This is a genomic window from Streptomyces sp. NPDC090032, assembly GCF_044748025.1.
Classification (GTDB): Bacteria; Actinomycetota; Actinomycetes; order Streptomycetales; family Streptomycetaceae; genus Streptomyces.
The window spans coordinates 183,169-206,464 of record NZ_JBIVFF010000013.1; the positions used below are offsets into that span (position 1 = coordinate 183,169).

The 23,296-nt window shown below is 72.0% G+C and carries 24 protein-coding genes; 18 read left to right on the top strand and 6 right to left on the bottom strand.

Annotation, left to right across the window (positions count from 1 at the left end; all coding sequences use genetic code 11):
- Window positions 1-25: 25 nt before the first annotated feature.
- From ACIPWY_RS30190 to ACIPWY_RS30205, 4 genes are read left to right on the top strand one after another with little or no spacing between them, the layout of a single operon-like run.
- Window positions 26-949: an ABC transporter permease gene (locus ACIPWY_RS30190; RefSeq protein ID WP_362903701.1), complete on the top strand. Its 924-nt coding sequence runs from the start codon at window positions 26-28 to the stop codon at window positions 947-949.
- Window positions 942-1,955, top strand: coding sequence for an ABC transporter permease (locus ACIPWY_RS30195; protein WP_362903703.1), 1,014 nt, complete (start codon window positions 942-944; stop codon window positions 1,953-1,955). Before ACIPWY_RS30190 ends, ACIPWY_RS30195 begins: the two co-directional genes overlap by 8 nt.
- 6 nt (window positions 1,956-1,961) lie before the next feature.
- Window positions 1,962-2,936: an ABC transporter ATP-binding protein gene (locus tag ACIPWY_RS30200; protein WP_362903705.1), complete on the top strand. Its 975-nt coding sequence runs from the start codon at window positions 1,962-1,964 to the stop codon at window positions 2,934-2,936.
- On the top strand, window positions 2,929-4,002 hold the full coding sequence (locus ACIPWY_RS30205; RefSeq protein ID WP_362903707.1) for a dipeptide ABC transporter ATP-binding protein: 1,074 nt from the start codon (window positions 2,929-2,931) through the stop codon (window positions 4,000-4,002). Before ACIPWY_RS30200 ends, ACIPWY_RS30205 begins: the two co-directional genes overlap by 8 nt.
- A 156-nt stretch (window positions 4,003-4,158) precedes the next feature.
- On the opposite strand, the gene ACIPWY_RS30210 is transcribed toward ACIPWY_RS30205, so the two are convergent.
- Window positions 4,159-6,285, bottom strand: a complete 2,127-nt coding sequence (locus tag ACIPWY_RS30210) for a prolyl oligopeptidase family serine peptidase (RefSeq protein ID WP_393703673.1) — start codon at window positions 6,283-6,285, stop codon at window positions 4,159-4,161.
- 165 nt (window positions 6,286-6,450) lie between these two features.
- On the opposite strand from ACIPWY_RS30210, the gene ACIPWY_RS30215 reads away from it, so the two are divergent.
- The 8 genes from ACIPWY_RS30215 to ACIPWY_RS30250 all read left to right on the top strand — a co-directional run bounded on the left by ACIPWY_RS30215 (window position 6,451) and on the right by ACIPWY_RS30250 (window position 13,862).
- The gene (locus tag ACIPWY_RS30215) at window positions 6,451-6,645 is read left to right on the top strand and encodes a hypothetical protein (RefSeq protein ID WP_362903710.1); all 195 of its coding nucleotides are present in this window, start codon (window positions 6,451-6,453) and stop codon (window positions 6,643-6,645) included.
- Window positions 6,646-6,676: 31 nt separating this feature from the next.
- A complete protein-coding gene (gene mshB, locus ACIPWY_RS30220) occupies window positions 6,677-7,570 on the top strand; it encodes an N-acetyl-1-D-myo-inositol-2-amino-2-deoxy-alpha-D-glucopyranoside deacetylase (RefSeq protein WP_401535829.1) in 894 nt (297 codons plus the stop codon).
- Window positions 7,570-8,049 (top strand): DUF6113 family protein, encoded by a 480-nt coding sequence (locus ACIPWY_RS30225; protein ID WP_362903714.1) that lies wholly within the window; start codon window positions 7,570-7,572, stop codon window positions 8,047-8,049. The genes mshB and ACIPWY_RS30225 overlap by 1 nt, the downstream gene beginning before the upstream one ends.
- 166 nt (window positions 8,050-8,215) lie before the next feature.
- Entirely contained in the window at window positions 8,216-10,237 is a 2,022-nt protein-coding gene (locus ACIPWY_RS30230) for a hypothetical protein (RefSeq protein ID WP_362903715.1), read from the top strand.
- A gap of 178 nt (window positions 10,238-10,415) precedes the next feature.
- On the top strand, window positions 10,416-11,336 hold the full coding sequence (locus tag ACIPWY_RS30235) for an ABC transporter ATP-binding protein (protein WP_362903717.1): 921 nt from the start codon (window positions 10,416-10,418) through the stop codon (window positions 11,334-11,336).
- Window positions 11,333-12,073 (top strand): ABC transporter permease, encoded by a 741-nt coding sequence (locus ACIPWY_RS30240; protein WP_362903719.1) that lies wholly within the window; start codon window positions 11,333-11,335, stop codon window positions 12,071-12,073. Before ACIPWY_RS30235 ends, ACIPWY_RS30240 begins: the two co-directional genes overlap by 4 nt.
- A gap of 35 nt (window positions 12,074-12,108) precedes the next feature.
- Window positions 12,109-13,251 (top strand): sensor histidine kinase, encoded by a 1,143-nt coding sequence (locus ACIPWY_RS30245; protein ID WP_401535896.1) that lies wholly within the window; start codon window positions 12,109-12,111, stop codon window positions 13,249-13,251.
- Complete coding sequence (locus tag ACIPWY_RS30250) at window positions 13,248-13,862, top strand: response regulator transcription factor (protein ID WP_362903721.1); 615 nt, start codon at window positions 13,248-13,250, stop codon at window positions 13,860-13,862. The genes ACIPWY_RS30245 and ACIPWY_RS30250 overlap by 4 nt, the downstream gene beginning before the upstream one ends.
- A 66-nt stretch (window positions 13,863-13,928) precedes the next feature.
- Here ACIPWY_RS30250 and ACIPWY_RS30255 read toward each other — a convergent pair whose 3' ends face one another.
- Window positions 13,929-14,771, bottom strand: coding sequence for a tetratricopeptide repeat protein (locus tag ACIPWY_RS30255; RefSeq protein WP_401535833.1), 843 nt, complete (start codon window positions 14,769-14,771; stop codon window positions 13,929-13,931).
- Window positions 14,772-14,782: 11 nt separating this feature from the next.
- Window positions 14,783-15,808 carry a GNAT family N-acetyltransferase gene (locus ACIPWY_RS30260; protein ID WP_401535835.1) on the bottom strand — a complete coding sequence of 342 codons (1,026 nt, stop codon included), beginning with the start codon at window positions 15,806-15,808 and terminating at the stop codon, window positions 14,783-14,785.
- Between the two features lie 140 nt (window positions 15,809-15,948).
- Between ACIPWY_RS30260 and fdxA the strand changes: the two genes are divergently transcribed.
- Together fdxA and ACIPWY_RS30270 are read left to right on the top strand one after the other, a co-directional pair.
- Entirely contained in the window at window positions 15,949-16,269 is a 321-nt protein-coding gene (gene fdxA, locus ACIPWY_RS30265; RefSeq protein WP_030573070.1) for a ferredoxin, read from the top strand.
- A gap of 102 nt (window positions 16,270-16,371) precedes the next feature.
- A complete protein-coding gene (locus ACIPWY_RS30270; RefSeq protein WP_401535837.1) occupies window positions 16,372-17,472 on the top strand; it encodes a bifunctional succinyldiaminopimelate transaminase/glutamate-prephenate aminotransferase in 1,101 nt (366 codons plus the stop codon).
- Window positions 17,473-17,597: 125 nt separating this feature from the next.
- Here the strand turns inward: ACIPWY_RS30270 and ACIPWY_RS30275 are convergent, their stop codons facing one another.
- The gene (locus ACIPWY_RS30275) at window positions 17,598-18,056 is read right to left on the bottom strand and encodes an ATP-binding protein (RefSeq protein ID WP_362903728.1); all 459 of its coding nucleotides are present in this window, start codon (window positions 18,054-18,056) and stop codon (window positions 17,598-17,600) included.
- A gap of 300 nt (window positions 18,057-18,356) precedes the next feature.
- Window positions 18,357-19,283, bottom strand: coding sequence for a heavy metal transporter (locus ACIPWY_RS30280; RefSeq protein WP_362903730.1), 927 nt, complete (start codon window positions 19,281-19,283; stop codon window positions 18,357-18,359).
- A 62-nt stretch (window positions 19,284-19,345) separates the two neighbouring features.
- Here ACIPWY_RS30280 and dapE point away from each other — a divergent pair, with 62 nt between their 5' ends.
- Together dapE and ACIPWY_RS30290 are read left to right on the top strand one after the other, a co-directional pair.
- Window positions 19,346-20,425 (top strand): succinyl-diaminopimelate desuccinylase, encoded by a 1,080-nt coding sequence (gene dapE, locus ACIPWY_RS30285; RefSeq protein ID WP_362903732.1) that lies wholly within the window; start codon window positions 19,346-19,348, stop codon window positions 20,423-20,425.
- A gap of 73 nt (window positions 20,426-20,498) precedes the next feature.
- Complete coding sequence (locus ACIPWY_RS30290) at window positions 20,499-21,248, top strand: TIGR00730 family Rossman fold protein (RefSeq protein ID WP_362903734.1); 750 nt, start codon at window positions 20,499-20,501, stop codon at window positions 21,246-21,248.
- Window positions 21,249-21,295: 47 nt separating this feature from the next.
- Here ACIPWY_RS30290 and folP read toward each other — a convergent pair whose 3' ends face one another.
- Window positions 21,296-22,156: a dihydropteroate synthase gene (gene folP, locus ACIPWY_RS30295; protein WP_362903736.1), complete on the bottom strand. Its 861-nt coding sequence runs from the start codon at window positions 22,154-22,156 to the stop codon at window positions 21,296-21,298.
- A gap of 151 nt (window positions 22,157-22,307) precedes the next feature.
- Here folP and ACIPWY_RS30300 point away from each other — a divergent pair, with 151 nt between their 5' ends.
- Window positions 22,308-22,667: a DivIVA domain-containing protein gene (locus ACIPWY_RS30300; RefSeq protein ID WP_362903738.1), complete on the top strand. Its 360-nt coding sequence runs from the start codon at window positions 22,308-22,310 to the stop codon at window positions 22,665-22,667.
- A complete protein-coding gene (locus ACIPWY_RS30305; RefSeq protein WP_362903740.1) occupies window positions 22,664-23,257 on the top strand; it encodes a DNA-3-methyladenine glycosylase I in 594 nt (197 codons plus the stop codon). The genes ACIPWY_RS30300 and ACIPWY_RS30305 overlap by 4 nt, the downstream gene beginning before the upstream one ends.
- The last annotated feature ends 39 nt before the right edge of the window (window positions 23,258-23,296 follow it).

Here is a 23,296-nt window from a genome sequence, read left to right on the forward strand (position 1 = left end):
GCTCCCCCCGATTCCGGAGCCCCGTATGGGACGTTATGTGATCAGGCGTCTGCTGCAGATGATTCCGGTCTTCTTCGGCGCGACGCTGCTCATCTTCCTCATGGTCAACGTGATGGGCGACCCCATCGCGGGACTGTGCGGCGACAAGCAGTGCGACCCCGCCACGGCCGCTCAGCTGGAGAAGGATTTCGGCCTCGACAAGCCCGTCTGGCAGCAGTACCTGACGTACATGGGGAACGTCTTCACCGGCGACTTCGGCACCGCGTTCAACGGCCAGAAGGTCACCGAACTGATGGCGGCCGCCTTTCCCGTGACGATCCGCCTGACCATCGTGGCGATCCTCTTCGAGATCGTCATCGGCGTCTCCCTCGGCGTCATCACGGGCCTGCGCCGCGGGCGCCCCATCGACACCTCCGTGCTGCTGCTCACCCTGGTCGTCATCTCCGTACCGACCTTCGTCACCGGTCTGCTCCTCCAGCTCCTGCTCGGCGTCGAGTGGGGGATCATCAAACCGGCGGTGTCCACCGAGGCGACCTTCTCCGAACTGATCGTCCCCGGCCTCGTCCTGGCCTCGGTCTCCCTCGCCTACGTCACCCGGCTCACCAGGACCTCGATCGCCGAGAACCGCCGCGCCGACTACGTCCGCACCGCCATCGCCAAGGGCCTGCCGCGCCGCCGCGTCATCGTCCGGCACCTGCTGCGCAACTCGCTGATCCCGGTCGTCACGTTCATCGGCACCGACATCGGCGCTCTGATGGGCGGCGCCATCGTCACGGAGCGGATCTTCAACATCCACGGCGTCGGCTACCAGCTCTACCAGGGCATCCTCCGGCAGAACACCCAGACCGTCGTCGGCTTCGTGACCGTCCTCGTCCTCGTCTTCCTGGCGGCCAACCTGATCGTCGACCTCCTGTACGCCGTACTCGACCCGAGGATCCGCTATGCCTGAACCCGAGCCGCCGGAGCCCTATCTGTCGGGCGGGGGCCGCGCCCCGCAGGACGGCGCCATCGCCTCGACCGGCGCGGGCGGTGCCATGGACCTCGCCACGAGCGAGGGGGTGACCCTGGAGAGGACACCGGGCGGCCCCGAAGGCACAGGGCCCTCCGGCAAACCGAGAAGCCTCTGGTCGGACGCCTGGCGCGATCTGCGCCGCAACCCGGTCTTCATCGTCTCGGGTCTGATCATCGTCTTCCTCGTGATCATCTCGCTGTGGCCCTCCCTCATCGCCTCCGGCAACCCGCTCTCCTGCGACCTCGCCAAGGCGCAGGAAGGCTCCCAGCCCGGCCACCCCTTCGGCTTCGACGGCCAGGGCTGCGACGTCTACACGCGCACCGTGTACGGCGCCCGCGCCTCCGTCACCGTCGGCGTCTGCGCCACCATCGGCGTCGCCCTCCTCGGCAGCGTCCTCGGCGGGCTCGCCGGGTTCTTCGGCGGGGGGTGGGACGCGGTCCTGTCCCGCATCACCGACGTCTTCTTCGCCATCCCGGTCGTCCTCGGCGGCCTGGTGCTCCTGTCCGTGGTCACCAGCTCCACCGTCTGGCCGGTCATCGGGTTCATGGTGCTGCTCGGCTGGCCGCAGCTCTCCCGTATCGCCCGCGGCTCCGTCATCACGGCCAAGCAGAACGACTACGTGCAGGCGGCGCGGGCGCTCGGCGCCTCCAACTCCCGGATGATGCTGCGCCACATCCTGCCCAACGCCATCGCGCCGGTCATCGTCGTCGCCACCATCGCGCTCGGCACGTACATCTCCCTCGAGGCGACGCTCTCGTACCTCGGCGTCGGCCTCAAGCCGCCCACCGTGAGCTGGGGCATCGACATCTCTGCGGCGTCGCAGTACATCCGCAACGCCCCGCACATGCTGCTCTGGCCCGCAGGCGCCCTCGCGGTCACCGTGCTCGCGTTCATCATGCTCGGCGACGCGGTGCGCGACGCCCTCGACCCCAAGCTGAGGTAGGCGCCCATGCTGCTCGAAGTACGGGATCTGCACGTGGAGTTCCGCACGCGCGACGGGGTCGCCAAGGCCGTCAACGGCGTCAGCTACAGCGTCGACGAGGGCGAGACCCTCGCCGTGCTCGGCGAGTCGGGATCCGGCAAGTCCGTGACCGCCCAGGCGATCATGGGCATCCTCGACATCCCGCCCGGGAAGATCACCGGCGGCGAGATCCTCTTCCAGGGCACGGACCTTCTGGGGCTCAAGGAGGACGAGCGGCGCAAGATCCGCGGCGCGAAGATGGCGATGATCTTCCAGGACGCGCTCAGCTCCCTCAATCCCGTGCTCTCCGTGGGCGCGCAGATCGGCGAGCTGTTCACCGTCCACAGAGGCATGTCCCGCAAGGACGCCAAGGCCAAGGCCGTCGAGCTGATGGACCGCGTGAGGATCCCCGCCGCCAAGGAGCGGGTCGGCCAGTACCCGCACCAGTTCAGCGGCGGCATGCGCCAGCGCATCATGATCGCGATGGCGCTCGCCCTGGAACCGGACCTGATCATCGCCGACGAGCCCACCACCGCCCTCGACGTCACCGTCCAGGCCCAGGTCATGGAGCTGCTCGCCGACCTCCAGCGCGAGCTCAGGATGGGCCTCATCCTCATCACGCACGACCTGGGCGTGGTCGCCGACGTCGCCGACAAGATCGCCGTCATGTACGCGGGCCGCATCGTCGAGACCGCCCCCGTGCGCGAGATCTACAAGGCGCCCGCCCACCCGTACACCAAGGGCCTGCTCGAATCGATCCCGCGCCTGGACCAGAAGGGCCGGGAGCTGTACGCGATCAAGGGCCTGCCGCCCAACCTCATGCACATCCCGCCCGGCTGCGCCTTCAATCCGCGCTGCCCGCTGGCCCAGGACGTGTGCCGCACGGACGTTCCCCCGCTCTTCGAGGTGAGCCCGACGCGCCGCAGCGCCTGCTACTTCTGGAAGGAGACGCTCGATGCCTGACCTGGCGAAAGAGGCGCAAGCCGTCGCCCCCGCGCCGGCCCGAGAGCCGATCCTGGAGGTCAGCGGCCTGGTCAAGCACTATCCGCTCACCCAGGGGATCCTGTTCAAGAAGCAGGTCGGCGCGGTCAAGGCCGTCGACGGAGTCGACTTCGTGCTCGGCCATGGCGAGACACTCGGCATCGTCGGCGAGTCCGGCTGCGGCAAGTCGACCGTCGCCAAGATGCTGGTCAACCTGGAACAGCCGACCGCCGGGCAGATCAAGTACAAGGGCGAGGACATCACCAAGCTGTCCGGGCGCGCCCTCAAGGCGGTACGCCGCAACATCCAGATGGTGTTCCAGGACCCGTACACGTCCCTCAACCCGCGCATGACGGTCGGCGACATCATCGGGGAGCCGTACGAGATCCACCCCGAGGTGGCGCCCAAGGGCGACCGGCGCCGCAAGGTGCAGGACCTCCTGGACGTGGTCGGGCTCAACCCGGAGTACATCAACCGGTACCCGCACCAGTTCTCCGGCGGCCAGCGCCAGCGCATCGGCATCGCGCGCGGCCTCGCCCTGCGCCCCGAGATCATCGTCGCCGACGAGCCGGTCTCCGCGCTCGACGTATCCGTGCAGGCGCAGGTCATCAACCTGCTCGACAGCCTCCAGAACGAGTTCGACCTGTCCTACGTCTTCATCGCCCACGACCTGTCGATCGTGCGGCACATCTCCGACCGGGTCGGCGTCATGTACCTCGGGCGGATCGTCGAGATCGGCACCGACGAGGAGATCTACGAACACCCCACGCACCCCTACACCCAGGCACTCCTGTCCGCCGTGCCCGTCCCCGACCCCGAGGCGCGCGAGCACCGCGAGCGGATCATCCTGACCGGCGACGTGCCGTCACCGGCCAACGTGCCCTCGGGCTGCCGCTTCCGCACCCGCTGCTGGAAGGCGCAGGAGCGGTGCGCACTGGAGGTGCCGGCGCTCGCGGTGCCCGCCGAGTTCCGCATCGGGGACTCACCGGCGAAGCACGACTCGGCCTGCCACTTCGCCGAGGAGAAGCGCGTAGTCCCCGGCGAGTAGGCGTACATGTCGCGACAAATGCGCGTCAACTGCGTTAACACACAGGCAACTTGACCGTCGCGGCACCGATATACGAACGCGTCAGGCTGAACAGCGTACGGCCGTGCGGGTGCCGTGGACCGGCCGGGGCGCGCCATGTCGCCCCGGCCGGTCGCCTTACCGGTCCAGCCCCAGCGAGCGCTTCAGGAAGTCCACCTGGAGCAGCAGCAGATTCTCCGCGACCTGCTCCTGCGGCGTCATGTGCGTCACGCCGGACAGCGGCAGCACCTCGTGCGGCCGGCCCGCGGCGAGGAGCGCCGACGACAGGCGCAGACTGTGCGCCACCACGACGTTGTCGTCGGCCAGGCCGTGCACGATCATCAGCGGGCGGTGCCGGCCCGCCGCCTCGGCCAGACCGTCGTCGGTGACCAGCGAGTTCTTCGCGTACACCTGCGGCGAGGCCTTCGGGTCGCCCAGGTAGCGCTCCGTGTAGTGGGTGTCGTAGAGCCGCCAGTCCGTGACCGGGGCGCCCGCGATGCCCGCGTGGAAGACGTCCGGGCGGCGCAGGACCGCGAGCCCCGCCAGATAGCCGCCGTACGACCAGCCGCGGATCGCCACCCGGTTCAGGTCGAGCGGGAAGGCGTCGGCCAGCGCGTGGAGCGCCGTGACCTGGTCGTCGAGCGTCAGCGTGAGGTCGTCGCGGACCGCCTTCTCCCGGGCGGGGGAGTGGCCGGGGGTGCCGCGGCCGTCCGCGACGACCACCGCGAAGCCCTGGTCGGCGAACCACTGCGACGTCAGATGCGGGTTGTGCGCGGCGAGCACCCGCTGCCCGTGCGGGCCGCCGTACGGGTCGAGCAGCACCGGCAGCGGCCCGTCGCCCTGCTCGTAGGAGGACGGGAGCAGGACGGCGCACGGGATGCCGGCCGCCTCCGTGAGGGTCAGTCGGGGGCTCAGCGAGGGGCGCTCGGCGTGCGAGGCGATCGTCGCGATCTGCTTGCCGTCCCGCAGCACCCGCACCCGGGTGCCCGGCTCGTCGGTGCGCGCCGACGCCAGGACGGTCACGCCGCCCGCACGTACTGCGGAGTGCACGCCCGGCTCGTCCGAGACGCGCTCCACGCCCAGCTCGTTGACCCGGTACACGTGCACCTCGCCGGTCTCCCGGTCCGCCGCCGCCGAGCCCGCGGACGCCGAGATCAGCACATCGCTCTCACCCACGTCCAGGACCGCCCGCACATGCAACTGCGGCCCGGTCAGCGGCCGTTCGCCGACCGCGAGGACCCGCGCGCCGCCCTCGTCCGCGATCCGTACGAGCTGCCCGCTCGGCGACCACGACGGCACACCGGGGAACAGCTCGAGCCACTGCGCGTCCTCGTCGGCGTGCACCATCCGCGTCGAACCGGTCTCGACGTTCACCGCGAGATACAGCTCACTGAGCTGGTCACGGGCCTGTACGAGGATCAGCGGCGCCCCGTCGGCCGACCAGTGCACCCGCGCCAGATACGGGTACCTCGCCCGGTCCCAGGAGACCTCCGTGCGCGCCCCGTCCAGGCCGATGACGAAGAGCCGCACCTCCGCGTTGGGGGTGCCCGCCGCCGGGTACGCGGTGCGGGCGGGCTTGCGGTCCGGGTGCGCCGGATCCGCGATCCACCAGCGCCGCACGGCCGCGTCGTCCGCGCGGGACACCAGGAGCCGGTCCGATTCGGGCGACCACCAAAAGCCCCGCGAACGCCCCATCTCCTCGGCCGCGATGAACTCCGCGAGCCCGTACGTGACGGTCGGCTCCTCGTCCTCGCCCGGACCGGCGAGCGCCCGGTCCCCCTCGCCGTCCGCGCCGACGACGCGCAGGGCGCCCCCGGACACGTACGCGACATGGCGGCCGTCCGGAGAGGGCCGCGGGTCGATCAGGGGCCCGGGAACGCGGAGTTCGCGGGTCGTGCCCGCGCGCAGCTCCGCGGTGAACAGCCGCCCGGACAGCGCGAACGCGGCCAGCTCCACGGCGGTGTCCGTCGCATAGGCGACGATGCCCGCGGCGCCCTCGCGGCTGCGCTCGCGCCGCGCTCGCTCCTCGTCCGACAGATGCTCCTCGGCGCCGCCGAGCAGCAGCCGCGGATCGGCGGCGATCCGCTCCTCGCCGGACCCCGCATCGAGGACCCACAGCGCGTTCGCCCGATCGGTGCCGGATCCGGACCGCAGGAAGGCGACGTGCTCACCGCCGGGCGCCACCGTGAACGCCCGTGGTGCGCCGAGCGTGAAGCGCTGGGTGCGGGCGTGCTGGCGCGGAAAAGAGAGAGGCTCGGTGGTCATCCCCCGACCTTATGGGGCCGTGCAGCCGTGCGCCCCCCTTGCTGCAATGCACCGACTCATGCGGCGGGACGGATAGTTATGATCCATAGCGCTGCGTGGGCAGGAGCCGGTGGGCTACCGCGTGGCGTACGGCAGTTGGACTCGGATCAAGGGAGGTGGACCGCTGTGGCACTCTCGATTTCGGCAGTGGTGCTGTTCGCGATCATCGTCTTCATTCTGATCAGGAAGTCGGGTCTGAAGGCCGGGCACGCGATCGTCTGCGTCCTGCTCGGGTTCTACCTCGCCAGCTCCTCCATCGCCCCCACCATCAGCGAGTTCACGACGAACGTCGCGGGCATGATCGGCGGGATCAAGTTCTAGCCGCGCGCCCGGGCGTCCTAGGCTGGGGCGCATGACGGAACTGCCCGACCGGCGTCTGCTCCTCGTGCACGCGCACCCCGACGACGAGTCGATCAACAATGGCGCCACCATGGCCAAGTACGCGGCCGACGGTGCCCACGTCACCCTGGTGACCTGCACGCTCGGCGAGGAGGGCGAGGTCATCCCGGACGTCCTCGCGCACCTCGCCCCGGACCGTGAGGACATCCTCGGCCCGCACCGTATCGGCGAGCTCACCGCCGCCATGAAGGAGCTCGGGGTCACCGACCACCGCTTCCTCGGCGGCCCGGGACGCTTCCGCGACTCCGGGATGATGGGCGCCGAGCAGAACGACCGGCCCGGCGCCTTCTGGGCCGCCGACCTGGACGAGGCCGCCGCCCCTCTCGTCGAGGTGATCCGCGAGGTCCGCCCCCAGGTCCTGATCACCTACGACCCGGACGGCGGCTACGGCCACCCCGACCACATCAAGGCCCACCGCGTCGCGATGCGCGCCGCCGACCTCGCGGCCGAGCCCGCGTTCCGCCGGGACCTGGGCGACACCCACACCGTCGCGAAGATCTACTGGAACCGCGTGCCCCGGTCCATGGCCGAGGAGCGCTTCCGGTGGCTGGCCGGTGTCCTCGGCTCGACGCCGTACGAGACCGTGGCCTCGATCGGTGACGTGCCGGGCGTCGTCGACGACGAGCGGGTCACCACCGAGATCGACGGCAGGGCCTTCGCCGCGGCCAAGACCGCCGCGATGCGCGCCCACGCCACCCAGGTGGAGATCGCGCCCGGCGGCGAGCCGGTCTTCGCGCTGTCGAACGGGCTCGCCCAGCCGGTCTTCGACGTGGAGTATTACGAGTTGGCGCGGGGCGAGGCCGGGGCGCCGCACGAGACGGACCTGTTCGCGGGAGTGGTGGCGTGATGAGTGGTGCAGGCAAGTCGGGCAACCCGGCCAAGTCCGGCCGGGCGGCGGCGTCGAGCGGCGCCGCGAAGCCCCCGGCCCGCCCGCCCGTCCAGCCGGCTGGGGGCAGCCCCGACGCCGGGCGCATCGCCGCGCTGGCGGGGCTCCTCGTGCTCGGCGCGCTCGTCGGGGTGGCGGGCTCCCTGGTCCAAGGTGGCCTGTTCCCGGGCGGGTTGCTGCTCGCGCTGCTCGCCGCGGCCGGCGCGTTCCTCGGCGGGGCGCGGGCGACGGGCACCAGAGGCGGGGCCGTCGCGCCCGCCGTGGGCTGGGCCGTCGCGGTCATCCTGCTCACGTCGACCCGGCCCGAGGGCGACTTCCTCTTCGGCGCGGGAACCGGCTCCTACCTGTTCCTTCTTGGCGGGATGGCCGTCGCTGTGATGTGCGCCACGCTTGGCCGGCCGCAGCAACCAGCGGGGCCCGCCGCCCGACTTGGGAAGTGACGTACCACTTGGGGCGTGCCCGGCGGCACGCCCCGGCCCGTGCCCCGCACAGGTTTCGTCGGCGGTCACCGGTTGCGTTCCGGCCGCGGCCAGTATGGTGGTGCGCGCCGCCGAGCAGCCCGCGTGAGGTCGAGACGGGCGGCGGAGCCAACCGGGAGAACCTGCTTTGAGCCGTGAAACTGACAGTTCGTCCTCCGGGCCCCAGGGCCGCGGCGGTGCCGCGTACCCCTCGGGGACGCCTCCGTACGGCACCGCTGCCCAGGGTGCCGGGTCCGGCGACGGTGCGCCCGGCGATGCCGGGCGGCCCGCCGAGGGCCGGCCGGTCCCCGAGGAACGCAAGACGGAGACCACGCTGACGACGCGGATCCGGATCAACATCCCCGGATCGCGCCCCATCCCGCCCGTAGTGATGCGCACGCCCATGAGCGACGTGGACGCGGGACCCGCCACCCCGGACCCTGCCGCCGCGCCGGTTCCGGCACCCGAGACCCCCGCCCCGCCTGCTCCCCGGTCCGCTCCTTCGGGTGACGGCCAGGGCGCACCGGCCGCGGAGGAGAAGACGAGCGACTGGTTCGCGCCGCGCAAGTCGGGCCCGCCCCAGCGGGGCGGCTCCGCTCCGGGCAACTCCGGTGCGGCGCCCGGCCCTTCGGGCGGTTCCGGCGCCTTCGACGTGTCCGGCGCGGTCGCGGCCGGGCCGCTCGGCGCCACCGGGTCGCAGGGCCGCCCGCCGCAGCCCCGGAACTCCGGCGACCCGCACCGCGGCGACCTGCCCTACTTCGCCGGGAACGCCGACGGCAGTGGCCCCGGCGTCCCGCCGCGCGGCCCCTCGGGTCCGACCACGGGCCCCGCCGGCGGCGACAGCCCCATGGCGCGTCCCGGCGGCGACAATCCGCTGGTGCGTCCCGGCGGCGACAGCCCGATGGCGCGTCCCGGTGGTCCGGTCGGTGGTCCCCCCGGTGGCCCCCTCGGTGGTCCTGCCGGCGGCCCTCCCGGTGGCCAGCGGCCGCCGCAGATGAGCGACGACACCGCGATCCTCACGCCGCAGAAGCCCGCGCCCGAGCCGGGCCCGGGCGGCCATGTCTCCGGCGAGACGCTGACCAGCGGCATCCCGGTCGTCTCGCCGGGCATCGGCGGACCGAACGCGCCGTTCGCCCAGGGCCCGCGCCCCGAAGGACCGCTGCCGCACACCCCGCCGAAGCTCCCCGACCCCGTCGGCCAGAGCGCCCCGGCCGCGCCCCGCAAGAAGAAGGGCCGCAACAAGCTGGTCCTCCTGGGCGCGGGCGTCGTGGGCCTCGCCGGTGTCGCGTACGGCGCCGGGCTCCTGATGAACCACTCGGACGTGCCCAAGAACACGACCGTGCTCGGCGTCGACATCGGCGGGGGCACGCGTGACGAGGCCGCGGCCAAGCTCGACACGGCCTTCGGCAAGCGCACCACCGACCCGCTCCAGCTGTCGGTCGACGGCAAGTCCGTGCCGCTCAGGCCGGACCAGGCGGGCCTGAGCCTGGACAGCACGGCGACGGTGGCGGCGGCCGCAGGCAGCGACTACAACCCGGTCTCCGTGATCGGCTCGCTGTTCGGCAACGAACGCGTCGTCGAGCCGGTCATGCCGGTCGACGAGGAGAAGCTCCAGGCCGCCCTCGAACGGGCCGCAGGCGGCGCCGCGTCGGGCGACGGGACGATCAAGTTCGTACCGGGCAAGGCCATCGCCGTGTACGGCAAGACGGGCAAGGGCATCGACGTCGCCCGGTCCTCCTCGTCCGTCGAGGAGGCGTACCGCACGCACGTGGAGACGGGCGCCTCGCGGTCCGTGCCGATGGCGACGACGACCCGTAAGCCGACCGTCTCGAACGCCGAGGTCGACCGGATGATGAAGGAGTTCGCGGAGCCGGCCATGTCCGCGAACGTCGTCATCAAGGCGGGCAACGCGCAGATCCCGTTCGGCCCGGCCAAGTCGCTGCCGCAGATCCTCGGCGTCAAGGCCATCGACGGCAAGCTCGTCGACTACTACGACCCGGAGGCCGTGAAGAAGCTCTACGGCAACACGTTCGACGGCGTCCTGATCACCCGCGCCACCGGCAAGAAGACCCCGGTGACGCCCCAGGACGTGATCAGCGCGATGCGTCTCGCCCTGAAGGGCAAGACGCCTGCCGAGCGAACCGGGGTCATCGAGACCAACCCGAGCTAGTCGGCACGTACGTCACCACACCGGGCGGGTCCCTTCACGGGGCCCGCCCGGTGTGCTGTCTCCGCAGACGTACAGCAGACGTGACAGCCGACGTGACCGCAGACATGACATCTGTCATCCCGGACACCGGCCTCCCGACACTGCCGGGCACCCGCCCCCGCCCGGCACCATGGACGCCATGACAACGACAGCCAAGGCCACCGAGGTGGTCAGCTTCGAGCGGGTGAGCAAGAGCTACGGGGACGTCAGGGCCGTGGACGGGCTCACCCTCGAACTGCACCCGGGCGAGACCGTCGCCCTCCTCGGCCCGAACGGCGCGGGCAAGTCCACCACCCTCGACCTCCTCCTCGGCCTGCGCCCGGCGGACACCGGCACCGTCCGCGTCTTCGGCACCGGCCCCCGGGACGCGATCGTCCAGGGCCGCGTCGGCGCCATGCTGCAGAGCGGCGGCCTGATGGACGAGGTCACCGTGGCCGAGCTCGTGAAGCTCGCCTGCGCCCTGCACCCCAAGCCGTACAAGCCGGGCGAGGTGCTGTCCCGGGCGGGCATCACGCAGATAGCCGACCGCAAGGTCAACAAGCTCTCCGGCGGCCAGGAGCAGCGCGTCCGCTTCGCCCTCGCCACCGCCGGGGCCAACGACCTCATCGTGCTCGACGAGCCGACCACCGGCATGGACGTCTCGGCCCGCCAGGCGTTCTGGGCCACGATGCGCGAACAGGCCGACCAGGGCCGCACGGTCCTGTTCGCCACGCACTACCTGGAGGAGGCCGACGCGATCGCCGACCGCGTCCTCGTCCTGCACCGCGGCCGGCTCCTCGCCGACGGCACCGCCGCCGAGATCAAGGCCAGGGCGGGCGCCCGCAAGGTCGCCTTCGACCTGGAGGGCGACATCGACGAACACGCCCTGCGCGCCCTGCCGTTCCTCACCACCCTCGACGTGTCGGGCCGCACCGTCCGCCTCCAGTCGAGCGACGCCGACGCCACCGTGCACGCCCTGTACGGACTCGGCGTCTACCCGCGCAACCTGGAGGTCGCGGGCCTCGGCCTGGAGCAGGCCTTCGTAGCCATCACCACGGCCGAGGAGGCCAGGACGTCATGAACAGCCTGATCAAGCTCGAAATCACCCGGGCCCTGCGCAACAAGAAGTTCCTGTTCTTCTCCGTCGTCTACCCCTCGGTCCTGTTCCTGCTCATCGCCGGCAGCTCCGACAGCTCGACCATGGTCGACGGCACCGGCCTGAACCTCGCCGCGTTCATGATGGTGTCCATGGCGTCCTTCGGCGCCCTGACCGCCGTCCTCATGGGCAACAGCGAGCGCATCGCCAAGGAGCGCGAGAGCGGCTGGGTGCGCCAGCTGCGCCTGACGACGCTCCCCGGGCGCGGCTACGTCCTCGCGAAGACCGCCAGCGCCGCCGTGGTCAGCCTGCCGTCCATCGTCGTCGTCTTCGTCGTCGCAGCCGTCACCAAGGGCGTACGTCTCGACGCCTGGCAGTGGCTCGCCCTCGTCGTCGCGATCTGGGCCGGCAGCCTCTGCTTCGCCGCGCTCGGCGTCGCCATCGGCTACCTCGCGAGCGGCGACGCCGTCCGCCCCATCACGATGATCGTCTACTTCGGCCTGTCGATCCTGGGCGGTCTGTGGTTCCCCTCGACCGGCTTCCCGCAGTGGCTCAGCGACATCGCGTCCTGGCTGCCCACCCACGCGTACGCTGCCCTCGGCCAGGCCATCGAGCTGGGCAACGCCCCGCACGCCAAGGACATCACGCTGATCGTCGCCTATTTCCTGGTCTTCGCCGGCGGCGCGGCCTGGCTGTACCGGAAGGACACCCTGAAGGCGTGAACGCCACGACGTCGGACGAGATCAGGCTCACCGGCATGGGCCGGCCGCCCCGCAACCACCGTGAGGCCCTGCGCAAACTGCTGTGGATCGGCATCTGGCTGGTCTTCATGGCGGACCCGATCGACGATCTCGTCAACGGCGGCCACACGGCGTGGGCGACCGCGCTGGGCTGGCTCGGCCTGGTCGGTTTCGTCGGCGTCTATCTGGTCCTCGTGTTCCGGCACACCGTCCGCGCCCTGGGCCTGGGGCGGCTGTCCGCGATCCTCGGTGCGCTCGCCGCCGTCGCCGTCGTCATGTCCCTCACGCTCGGCGCCCCCTGGCTCGTCCTGTTCGTCTACGTCTCCGTGTCCTGCGGGGCCGTACTGCCCATGCGGTACGCCCGCTGGACGATTGTCGCGGTCACCGCCGGGATGGTCCTCCTCGGCATCCCGCTCGGCCGCGGCTGGGACCTCGGCCTGGTCGTCCCGGCCCTCCTCGGCGGCTTCGCGATGACGGGTGTACGCCAACTCGTGCGCACGACCGTCGAACTGCGCAGGGCGCGCGCCACCGTCGCCCAGCTCGCGGCCAACGAGGAGCGGCTGCGCCTCGCCCGCGACCTGCACGACCTGCTCGGCCACTCGCTCTCCCTCATCACGCTCAAGAGCGAGCTCGCCGGCCGCATGCTCCCCGACCACCCCGAGAAGGCGGGCAAGGAGGTCGCCGACATCGAGCAGGTCAGCCGCCAGGCACTCGTCGACGTCCGGGAGGCCGTCACCGGCTACCGCCGCCCCCGCCTCGGCGCCGAACTGGCCGGAGCGCGCGCTGCGTTGGGCGCCGCCGGCATCGAGGCCGACGTCCCCGCGGACGCCCCCGACGACCTGCCCGCCGAACAGGAGGCCGCCCTCGCCTGGACCCTGCGCGAGGCCGTCACCAACGCCGTACGGCACAGCGGCGCCCACCGCTGCACGGTCGGTATCGCCCGCCGCCAGACCCTGGACGGCCCCGTCATGGAGCTGACGGTGCAGGACGACGGGGTCGGTGCCGGGGCGGGCGGCAGCGGCGTGCCCGGCAACGGCCTGACCGGCCTGCGTGAACGCGTCGAGGCCGTCGGCGGCACCCTGGAGTCGGCCCCCGGGCGGGACCGCGGGTTCCTGCTGGTGGCCCGGGTGCCGGTGGGCTCCGTAGGATCCGCCGCATGAGCGCTCAGATCAAGGTCCTGCTCGCCGAGGACCAGTCGATGGTGCGGGAGGCCCTCGCGGCGCTCCTCGGCCTCGAACCCGACATCGAGGTCGTCGCCCAGGTCGCGCGCGGCGACGAGGTCCTCGAGGCGGCCCGCGCCCACGGCCCCGACGTGGCACTCCTGGACATCGAGATGCCCGGCATGACCGGCATCGAGGCCGCCGCCCAGCTCAGCGAGCACCTTCCCGCCCTCAAGGTCGTCGTCCTCACGACGTTCGGCCGCCCCGGCTATCTCCGTACGGCGATGGAGTCCGGCGCCGACGCCTTCCTCGTCAAGGACGCCCCCGCGGCCCAGCTCGCCGAAGCCGTACGCAAGGTGCTCGCCGGCGAGCGGGTCATCGACCCCACTCTCGCGGCCGCCGCGCTCGCCGGGGGCGCCAACCCGCTGACCGACCGCGAACGCGAGATCCTGCGCGCGGCGGCCGACGGCTCGACCAACGCCGAGCTGGCGGCGGCCCTGCACCTGTCGCAGGGAACGGTCCGCAACTACCTCTCGACGGCCATCCAGAAGCTCGCCGTGCGCAACAGGGCGGAGGCGGTACGGATCGCCCGCGAGAAGGGGTGGCTCTAGGGCCCGAAGGGAGGCTCCAGGCCTTTGGTCCGGATCATGCCGGGCTGGTGGCTCGTAGGGGGCCGGTCAGTTGAGCATCGCGCGGGCCGCCCGCGCCTGCGCGCGCACCGTCTCGGCGGCCGGGGCGTCCACGGCGCCCACCACCTCCGCGTACGCGTCCAGCTCCGCCGCCCCCGCGAGGAAGTCCCCGCTGCGGACCAGGAGTTGGGCCCGTTCGTAACGCAGCCGGGCCGGATGCGTGGGCAGCAGCAGGGACAGCTCGACCGCCCACAGTGACACGTCCGACCGCTCCGGCCGCGCGGCGGCCCACGCCCGGATGTTGTTCAGGATCCGCAGCACGACGTCCAGCGGGTCGGCCGGCCGCAGCATCGACGCGTTCAGCGGCGTCCCCGTCGCACCCGCCACGAGCAGCTCCGCGTCCGCGCCGGTCAGCACCCGGCCCCCGTCGAACGGATCGGCGAGCACCTGATCCTGCGCGGGGCCGAACCCGACCACGAAGTGCCCCGGCAGCGCCACCCCGTACACCGGCGCCCCGGCCCGCCGCGCGACCTCCATCCACACCACCGACAACAGGATCGGCAGCCCCCGCCTGCGCCGCATCACCTCGTGCAGGAGCGACGACTCGAGCCGCTCGTAGTCGCCGGGCGCGCCGCGGAAGCCGCAGCGGTCGCCCAGCAGCCCGGCCAGCGCCGTCGCCCACTCCCGCGGCCCGCCGGGACGAAAAGGCACCTGTCCGGCGAGCCGGTCGAGGTCCATCTGGACCGCGTCCATCCCGGCCTCGTCGAGCGAGCCGTCCGCCTCGGCGGCCACCAGCAGGCACAGCTGCGACAGATCGGGCCGCTCCGCCCGCGCCTCCTCGGCGAAGCGCCGGCGCAGCTCCTCGGAGCGGGGTGAGATGTGGGGGGACATACGTGCCTCGCTCAGTGTCCGGCCGAGTCCGGGGCCCGGTCCGGTTCCGTGGCCCGGTAGTGGTGGTACGCGTGGTGCGCGGCGAACCCCAGCCGTCCGTACAGCGCCCGGGCCCCCTCATTGTCCGCCTCCACCTGGAGCCAGGCCGCCGACGCGCCCTCCTCCAGCGCGCGGCGCGCGAGCGCCGTCATCACGGCCGAGGCCAGGCCCTGGCGCCGCCGCGAAGGAGCCACCTCGACCGCCGCGAAGCCGGCCCACCGCCCGTCCACGACGCACCGCCCGATCGCGTCCGGCTCCCCGCCCTCGCCCGGCACGGTCGCGAACCACACGGAAGGCCCGGTGGTCAGCACCTTCAGGGCCACCTCGCTCGCGCCCTTGCGCTGGTACCGGCCGAGCCACGCTTCACCAGGCTCGCGCGTCAGCCCGACCCGGTCGCCGAGGTCCACGCCGTCCGCGACCGGCGCGAGCGGCCCGACCCACATCTCCGCACTGACCTCACGCACCCATCCCCGCACGCCCAGCTCCGCGCACAGCAGCTCCTGCGTGCCCTCGGCGCCGGTCGCGGTCTGGATGTACGAAGGCAGCCCGCGACGCTCGTACCAGGCACGGACGCGCCCGAGCGCCTCGTCGAGGGGGAGCCCCGGGTCACCGAGTGGCAGCACCGAGTTGGCCCGCCGCGTGAACCCGTCGGCCGCCCGCAGCTCCCAGCCGCCGAGCCGCTCGCTCTCCACCGGCTGCCACGCGCGCGCCGCTACCCTCGCCAGCTCCTCGTACGAGGCGGCGGGCCCGCGGCGCCGGGCGGGCGCGGGCGGCACGACCTTGCCCGCGACCAGCGAGGATTCCAGAATCTGGACCTGCTCACCGTCCCGTTGTGTGATGTGCAGCACGCCCGCGTTCCACGATGTGAGAACGCCGACCGTGTCGGTGAACTTCGCCCCCGGCGAGCCCTCGGCCGTAAGCCGTCGTACAGACACCCGTTTTCCCACGTCAGCGGCCGTCAAGCGAAGCTCGAGCCGTCCGCCCGCAGTGAATTCCACAGCTCGGTCCACCCCTCCTGTTCGGATCATGCCCAGGAACGGAGATACTAGGTGCGGGCATCGACGACGCCGCGCTCCCGCGCGCCACGCGGACGAGCCGCAGATCGGCCCGCCGCGCCCTACCGAGGAGGAACGACAGCGTGACCTACGTCATCGCGCAGCCTTGTGTCGACGTGAAGGACAAGGCGTGCATCGAGGAGTGCCCGGTCGACTGCATCTACGAGGGCTCCCGGTCCTTGTACATCCACCCGGACGAATGCGTCGACTGTGGAGCCTGTGAGCCGGTCTGCCCGGTCGAGGCGATCTTCTACGAAGACGACACTCCTGAAGAGTGGAAGGACTACTACAAGGCGAACGTCGAGTTCTTCGACGAGCTCGGTTCGCCCGGCGGCGCCAGCAAGCTCGGCCTGATCGAACGCGACCACGCCTTCATCGCCGCGCTTCCGCCGCAGAACCAGTAAGCGGGCCGCACAACGCGCAGCCCCGGTCCCGTACGGCACGCCGCCGTACGGGACCGAGGCGTTGGCGCGAGTGCGCATGCATGTACGAAAGAAGTGAGCCAGGTGTCCGCAGTCTCCGACCGCCTCCCCACGTTTCCCTGGGACAAGCTCGAGCCGTACAAGAAGACGGCCGCCGCCCATGAGGGCGGGATCGTCGACCTGTCCGTCGGCACGCCGGTCGATCCGGTGCCCGAGCTGATCCAGAAAGCGCTGATCGCGGCCGCGGACTCGCCGGGCTATCCGACGGTGTGGGGCACGCCGGAGCTGCGGGACGCACTCGTGGGCTGGAGCGAGCGGCGCCTCGGCGCGCGCGGGTTCACCCACCACAACGTCCTGCCGATCGTCGGCTCCAAGGAGCTCGTGGCCTGGCTCCCGACGCAGCTGGGCCTCGGCCCCGGGGACAAGGTCGCCTACCCGCGCCTGGCCTACCCGACGTACGAGGTGGGCGCCCGCCTGGCCCGCGCGGACCATGTCTCGTACGACGACCCGACAGAGCTCGACCCGACGGGGATCAAGCTCCTGTGGCTCAACTCGCCCTCGAACCCGACCGGCCGCGTCCTGTCCAAGGACGAGCTGATCCGGATCGTCGCCTGGGCGCGCGAGCACGACATCCTCGTCTTCTCCGACGAGTGCTACATCGAGCTCGGCTGGGAGGCGGACCCGGTCTCGGTCCTGCACCCGGACGTCTGCGGCGGCTCGTACGAGGGGATCGTGTCGGTCCACTCGCTCTCGAAGCGGTCGAACCTCGCCGGCTACCGGGCCGCCTTCCTGGCCGGTGACGCCGCCGTCCTCGGCGACCTGCTCCAGATCCGCAAGCACGGCGGCATGATGACGTCCGCTCCGACGCAGGCGGCCGTCGTCGCGGCGCTCGGCGACGACGAGCACGTGCAGGAGCAGCGCGGGCGCTACGCCGCCCGCCGCGCGGTCCTGCGCGACGCCCTGGTCGAGCACGGCTTCCGCATCGAGCACAGCGAGGCGAGCCTCTACCTGTGGGCGACGCGCGACGAGTCCTGCTGGGACACCGTGGCGCACCTGGCGGAGCTGGGGATCCTCGTCGCACCCGGCGACTTCTACGGGCCCGCGGGCGACCGCTTCGTCCGCGTGGCGCTGACGGCGAGCGACGAGCGCGTGGCCGCGGCGGTCGAGCGCCTGAGCCAGGCCTGAGCAAGGCCAAGGCAAGGCAAGGCTTGAAGGGCTTACGGCTTGCGGCTTAGGGCTTGCGGCACAGCGAAGGGGGCGGGGAGCCTGTGACGACAGGCTCCCCGCCCCCTTCGCTGTGTGCCGGACGATCAGCCGAGGGGCAGGCCCTGCGTCGGCAGCTCGCCCGTGGCGGGGAGCGCGCCGGTGGGCAGGCCGCTGCCGAGCGCGCCGGTCGGGAGGCCGCCGTCGGTGGCCGCGCCCGCGGTCTGGCCGACCACGTCGCCGGCGCTGCCCGCGACGTCACCGGCCGCCTTCTGGGCGGCGGGGGTGGCCGTCTTGGCGCTCTTGCCCACGGCCTTGCCGGCGGTCGGCACGGCCTTCTTCACGGCCTTGCTGCCCGTGTCACCCGCGAGGCCGCTGACGTTCTGGGCGGCGCCGTCGACGGTGTTGCCGAGGTTCGCGCCGTCGAGCGCGGTGAGGCCGCCCACGTTCGGGGTGGCCGGGAGGTCTACGGCGCTCGCGGATCCGGCCGCTCCGACCACGGGAGCCGCTCCCGCTGCGATCAGCAGCGCGACACGGGCGATCCGGCGGGTCAGGGGGAGGGACATTGATGCTCCTTAGACGGGAGAGAACGGTGGTGTCCGGCGTCGGGTGCCCGGCGCTCGGACGCAGTGACTACCGCTCGAAGGCCGCGAAGGTTTCGCTCATGCAACGTAAAGAGTTGGCAATGTGTCGCATTATCATCTGCGGCGAAAAACGGGCAAACGCCACGCGCCCCGCGAGGTCGTAAAACACCTACGCGCCTTTGCCCGCACGGGATTTCCGCATATGCCCACGGGTCCTGCGAAGAACCGCGCGGGGCGTCGCCGCCGGCTGACGTATATCGCCCGATCGAGCTATCAACCGCACTACTGCGCGGTCACGATCCGGACCTCGCCGAGGCCCTTCTCTGCCCCCGCCGCGGCCTGCGCCGCCGCCCCGCTCCACTTGCCGCCGGCGTCGCCCGCGGTCCACTCGCGGCCCGCGTAGGACACCTGCTCGATGCGCAGCGCCGAGGAGTTGGCCACCGCCCAGTGCGCCAGCTCCCAGCCGCGCTGCCGCTCCCCGCCCTCGGCCGAGTCCACGGTGGCGGGCACCGGCACGGTCACGCCGTGCCCGCCCGCGCCGGTTGCCGGCGACACCTCGCGCCCGAAGTCACGCACCAGCGCCGCCCGCACCTTCGCCGGATCGCCCGGCTTCCTGACCTCCGTGCCGCTCGGCCGGCCCTCGCAGGTCAGCGAGGCACTCGCCCGGCCCGTCAGCGCCGCGGCCAGCAGCGTGGCGTCCGGCTCGTGCTTCGCGTACGCCTGCGGATAGCCGCTGCGCTGCACGCGCTGCGCAGCGACCGTCAGGGGCAGCCGCGAATAGCCCGGGATCTTGTCCAGATGCTCGTAGAACCGCCCCGCCGCGTACACCGGGTCCATGATCTGCGCCTGCGTGCCCCAGCCCTCCGACGGGCGCTGCTGGAACAGGCCCAGCGAATCGCGGTCGCCGTGGTGGATGTTGCGCAGGCCCGACTCCTGGAGCGCGGTCGCGAGCGCGATCGTGACGGCGCGCTCGGGCATGCCGCGCGAGGTGCCGACGGCCGAGATCGTCGCCGCGTTCACCGCCTGCTCGGAGGTGAACTCGTACGTCGCGCCGTCGTCGTTCCCCGACACGACCGTGCAGCGCGGGGCCGGTCTGCCGCCCGAGACGTACTGGACGACCAGATACGCGGCGACAGCGAGCAGCACCACGACGGCCGCCCCGATACGGAGGAGACGGCCGCGCCGGACGAGGGTGGGGGGCTCAGGCACGCGTCCAAGGTACTGGAGGCCACCGACACGGCCCGCGGCCGCCGGGCATTAGGGTCGACGCCATGGACCTCACCGCCCTTGACCTCGCACAGGACGCCGCGCTGCTCACCGCCCAGCTGGTCGACTTCCCGTCGCCGAGCGGCCAGGAGAAGCCCCTCGCCGACGCCATCGAGACGGCCCTGCGCGCCCTGCCGCACCTCACGGTCGACCGGTACGGCAACAACCTCGTCGCGCGGACGAACCTGGGCCGCGCGGAGCGGGTCATTCTCGCCGGGCACATCGACACGGTCCCGATCGCGGACAACGTCCCCTCGCGCCTGGACGAGGACGGCATCCTGTGGGGCTGCGGCACCAGCGACATGAAGTCGGGCGTCGCGGTCCAGCTGCGCATCGCGCAGACCGTCACCGAGCCCAACCGTGACCTCACGTTCGTCTTCTACGACAACGAAGAGGTCGCCGCACATCTCAACGGTCTGGGACATGTGGCCGAGGCCCACCCCGACTGGCTGGAGGGTGACTTCGCGATCCTCCTGGAGGGCACCGACGGCGAGGTCGAGGGCGGCTGCCAGGGCACCCTGCGCGTCATCCTGACCACCAAGGGGGAGCGGGCGCACTCCGCGCGCGCGTGGATGGGCTCCAACGCCGTCCACAAGGCCGCCCCCATCCTCGAACGCCTCGCCGCGTACGAGCCCCGCAAGCCCGTCGTCGACGGACTCCAGTTCCACGAGGGGCTCAACGCCGTACGCATCGAGGGCGGCGTCGCCACCAACGTCATCCCCGACGCCTGCTCCGTCACGGTCAACTTCCGGTACGCGCCGGACCGCAGCGCCGAGGAGGCCGAGGCCTTCGTCCGGGACTTCTTCGCCGGCTGCGACATCGACGACTACGTGGTCGACGACCACACCGGCGGAGCGCGCCCCGGCCTCGACCACCCGGCTGCCGCCGCGTTCATGGCGGCCGTCGGCGGCAAGGCCCGCCCCAAGTTCGGCTGGACGGACGTCTCCCGGTTCAGCGCGCTCGGCGTCCCCGCCGTGAACTACGGCCCGGGCGACCCGATCTTCGCCCACAAGAGGGACGAGCACGTGGACACCCGCAAGATCCTCGCCACCGAGGAACGCCTGCGCTCCTGGCTCACGGCCTGACACTCCGAGGTCCCCCGTACGTAACCCGCGTAGACCTACCCTTGCTGCACGTACGCAGTGGAGGGAGCAGCGAATGAGCAACCCCGAGGGCAGGAAGCGCCCCAAGGAGCAGCGGCTCGGCCCGGTGATCCGTCGCCACGACCAGGTCCAGTCGAGCACCACCGATCAGCGCCTCCTCGACTCCGACGGTCCCTCCGAGTGGGTGCACACCGATCCCTGGCGGGTCCTGCGCATCCAGTCGGAGTTCATCGAGGGCTTCGGCACGCTCGCCGAACTCCCGCCCGCCATCAGCGTGTTCGGCTCCGCCCGCACACAGGAGGACTCGCCGGAGTACGCGGCCGGAGTCGCCATCGGCAGGGCGCTCGTCGAGGCCGGGTTCGCGGTCATCACGGGCGGCGGGCCCGGCGCGATGCAGGCCGCGAACCAGGGCGCCATCGAGGCCAAGGGCATCTCGGTGGGCCTCGGCATCGAGCTGCCCTTCGAACAGGGCCTCAACCAGTACGTCGACCTCGGCCTGAACTTCCGCTACTTCTTCGTCCGCAAGACGATGTTCGTGAAGTACGCGCAGGGCTTCGTGGTCCTTCCGGGCGGCCTCGGCACCCTGGACGAGCTGTTCGAGGCGCTCACCCTCGTCCAGACCACGAAGGTCACGCGCTTCCCGATCGTCCTGTTCGGGACGCAGTACTGGAGCGGCCTGGTCGAGTGGCTGAAGAACACCGTCATCGCCCAGGGCAAGGCCTCCGAGGCCGACCTGCTCCTGTTCCACGTGACGGACGACGTGGACGAGGCGATCGCCCTCGTGACCAAGGAAGTCGGCAAGTAGGCGCGTGAAGAGCAGACGCGTGAGAACAGGCGTCTGAGAGCACGCGCCTAAGCGAGCCCTCGGCGGGCGACCGCCGGGGGCCGGTGGCCCGCGATCGTGGCCACCATGTCGAGCACCTGCCTCGTCTCGGCCACCTCGTGGACCCGGTACACCTGCGCGCCCAGCCACGCCGACACCGCCGTCGTGGCCAGCGTCCCGATCACCCGCTCCTTGACCGGCCTGTCGAGCGTCTCGCCGACGAAGTCCTTGTTCGACAGGGACACCAGGACCGGCCAGCCCGTCTCCACCATCTCGCCCAGCCTGCGCGTCGCCTCCAGGCTGTGCCGGGTGTTCTTGCCGAAGTCATGCCCCGGGTCGATGAGCACCGACTCGCGCGGCACCCCCAGCGCCACGGCCCGCTCGGCGAGGCCCACCGTCACGTCGAGGATGTCCGCCATGACGTCGTCGTACGCCACCCGGTGCGGTCGCGTACGCGGCTGGGCGCCGCCCGCGTGCGTGCAGACCAGGCCCTTCCCGTAACGTGCCGCGACCTCCGCGAGCTTGGGGTCGACGCCGCCCCACGCGTCGTTCAGGACATCGGCGCCGGCCTCGCAGACCGCCTCGCCCACGTCGTGCCGCCAGGTGTCGACGCTGATCACGACGTCCGGGAAGCGGCGGCGCACCTCGGCCACGAAGCCGACGGTGCGGCGCGCCTCCTCCTGCGCGCTCACCTCGTCCCCCGGGCCCGCCTTCACCCCGCCGATGTCGATGATCGCGGCGCCCTCCGCCACGGCCTGCTCGACGCGGGCGAGCGCGGGCTCGTCGTGGAACGTCGAGCCCTGGTCGTAGAACGAGTCAGGGGTCCGGTTCACGATCGCCATGATCACCGGCTCGTGTGCGCCGAACTCGCGCGGGCCAAGCCTGAGCATCCCCTGTGACTCTCCTTGCGGCTGTGCGTGAATCCTGTCGACCGGTCGCCTGCGACCTTAACTGTCACACCCTCATGGCACGATCGGACCCTGACAGTTTCCGGACCGGGATCGGGACCGGATCCGGGCTTCGAGCCAGGGGACAGCGAAGATGGTCATGTTCTTGTTTCTGGTCGTCGCGCTCGTCGTGGTGGTCGGCGCGGTGACGCTCGCCGTGCTCGGCGGCGGCGAGAGCGGGGCGCTCCCGGAGGCGCCGCCCGAGCAGTTCGCCGACCCGCTGCCGCACGACCGGCCCGTCGGCCGCGCCGACGTGGACGCCCTGCGCCTGCCCGTCGCGCTGCGCGGCTACCGCATGGCCGAGGTGGACGACGCACTCGGGCGGCTCGGCGCCGAACTCGCCGAGCGGGACCAGCGGATCGCCGACCTGGAGAGCGCCCTGTCGGGCGCGCGGGCCCAGACGCGACTTGAGGGACCCGGTTTCGGCCGGCACCCCGGAGAGGACCACCAGTGAGCGACGAGAGCGCCGGCGGCGTCGTACCGGGCCCGGACGGGGCGCTGCGCTGCCCCTGGGGCCTGTCCACCGAGGACTACGTGACGTATCACGACGAGGAGTGGGGCCGCCCCGTCCACGGCGACGACGCGCTGTTCGAGCGGGTCTGTCTGGAGGCCTTCCAGTCCGGCCTGTCATGGATCACGATCCTGCGCCGCCGTGAGGGCTTCCGCGCCGCGTTCGCCGGGTTCAAGATCTCCGACGTCGCCGCGTTCACGGACACCGACCGCGAGCGCCTCCTCGCCGACGAGGGCATCATCCGCAACCGCGCCAAGATCGACGCGACCATGGCCAACGCGCGCGTGCTCGCCGACTGGCCCGAGGGCGAGCTCGACACCCTCATCTGGTCGTATGCCCCGGACCCGGCCACCCGCCCGGCGCCGCGCGTCATCGGCGACGTACCCGCGATCACGGACGAGTCGACGGCCCTGTCCAAGGCACTCAAGAAGCGCGGCCTGCGCTTCGTCGGCCCGACGACGGCGTACGCGCTGATGCAGGCCTGCGGCCTGGTCAACGACCACCTGGTGAACTGCGTGGCCCGCGAGCGCTGAGGACGGACCTCACGCACGCCCCGGGCCACGCACGCGTCC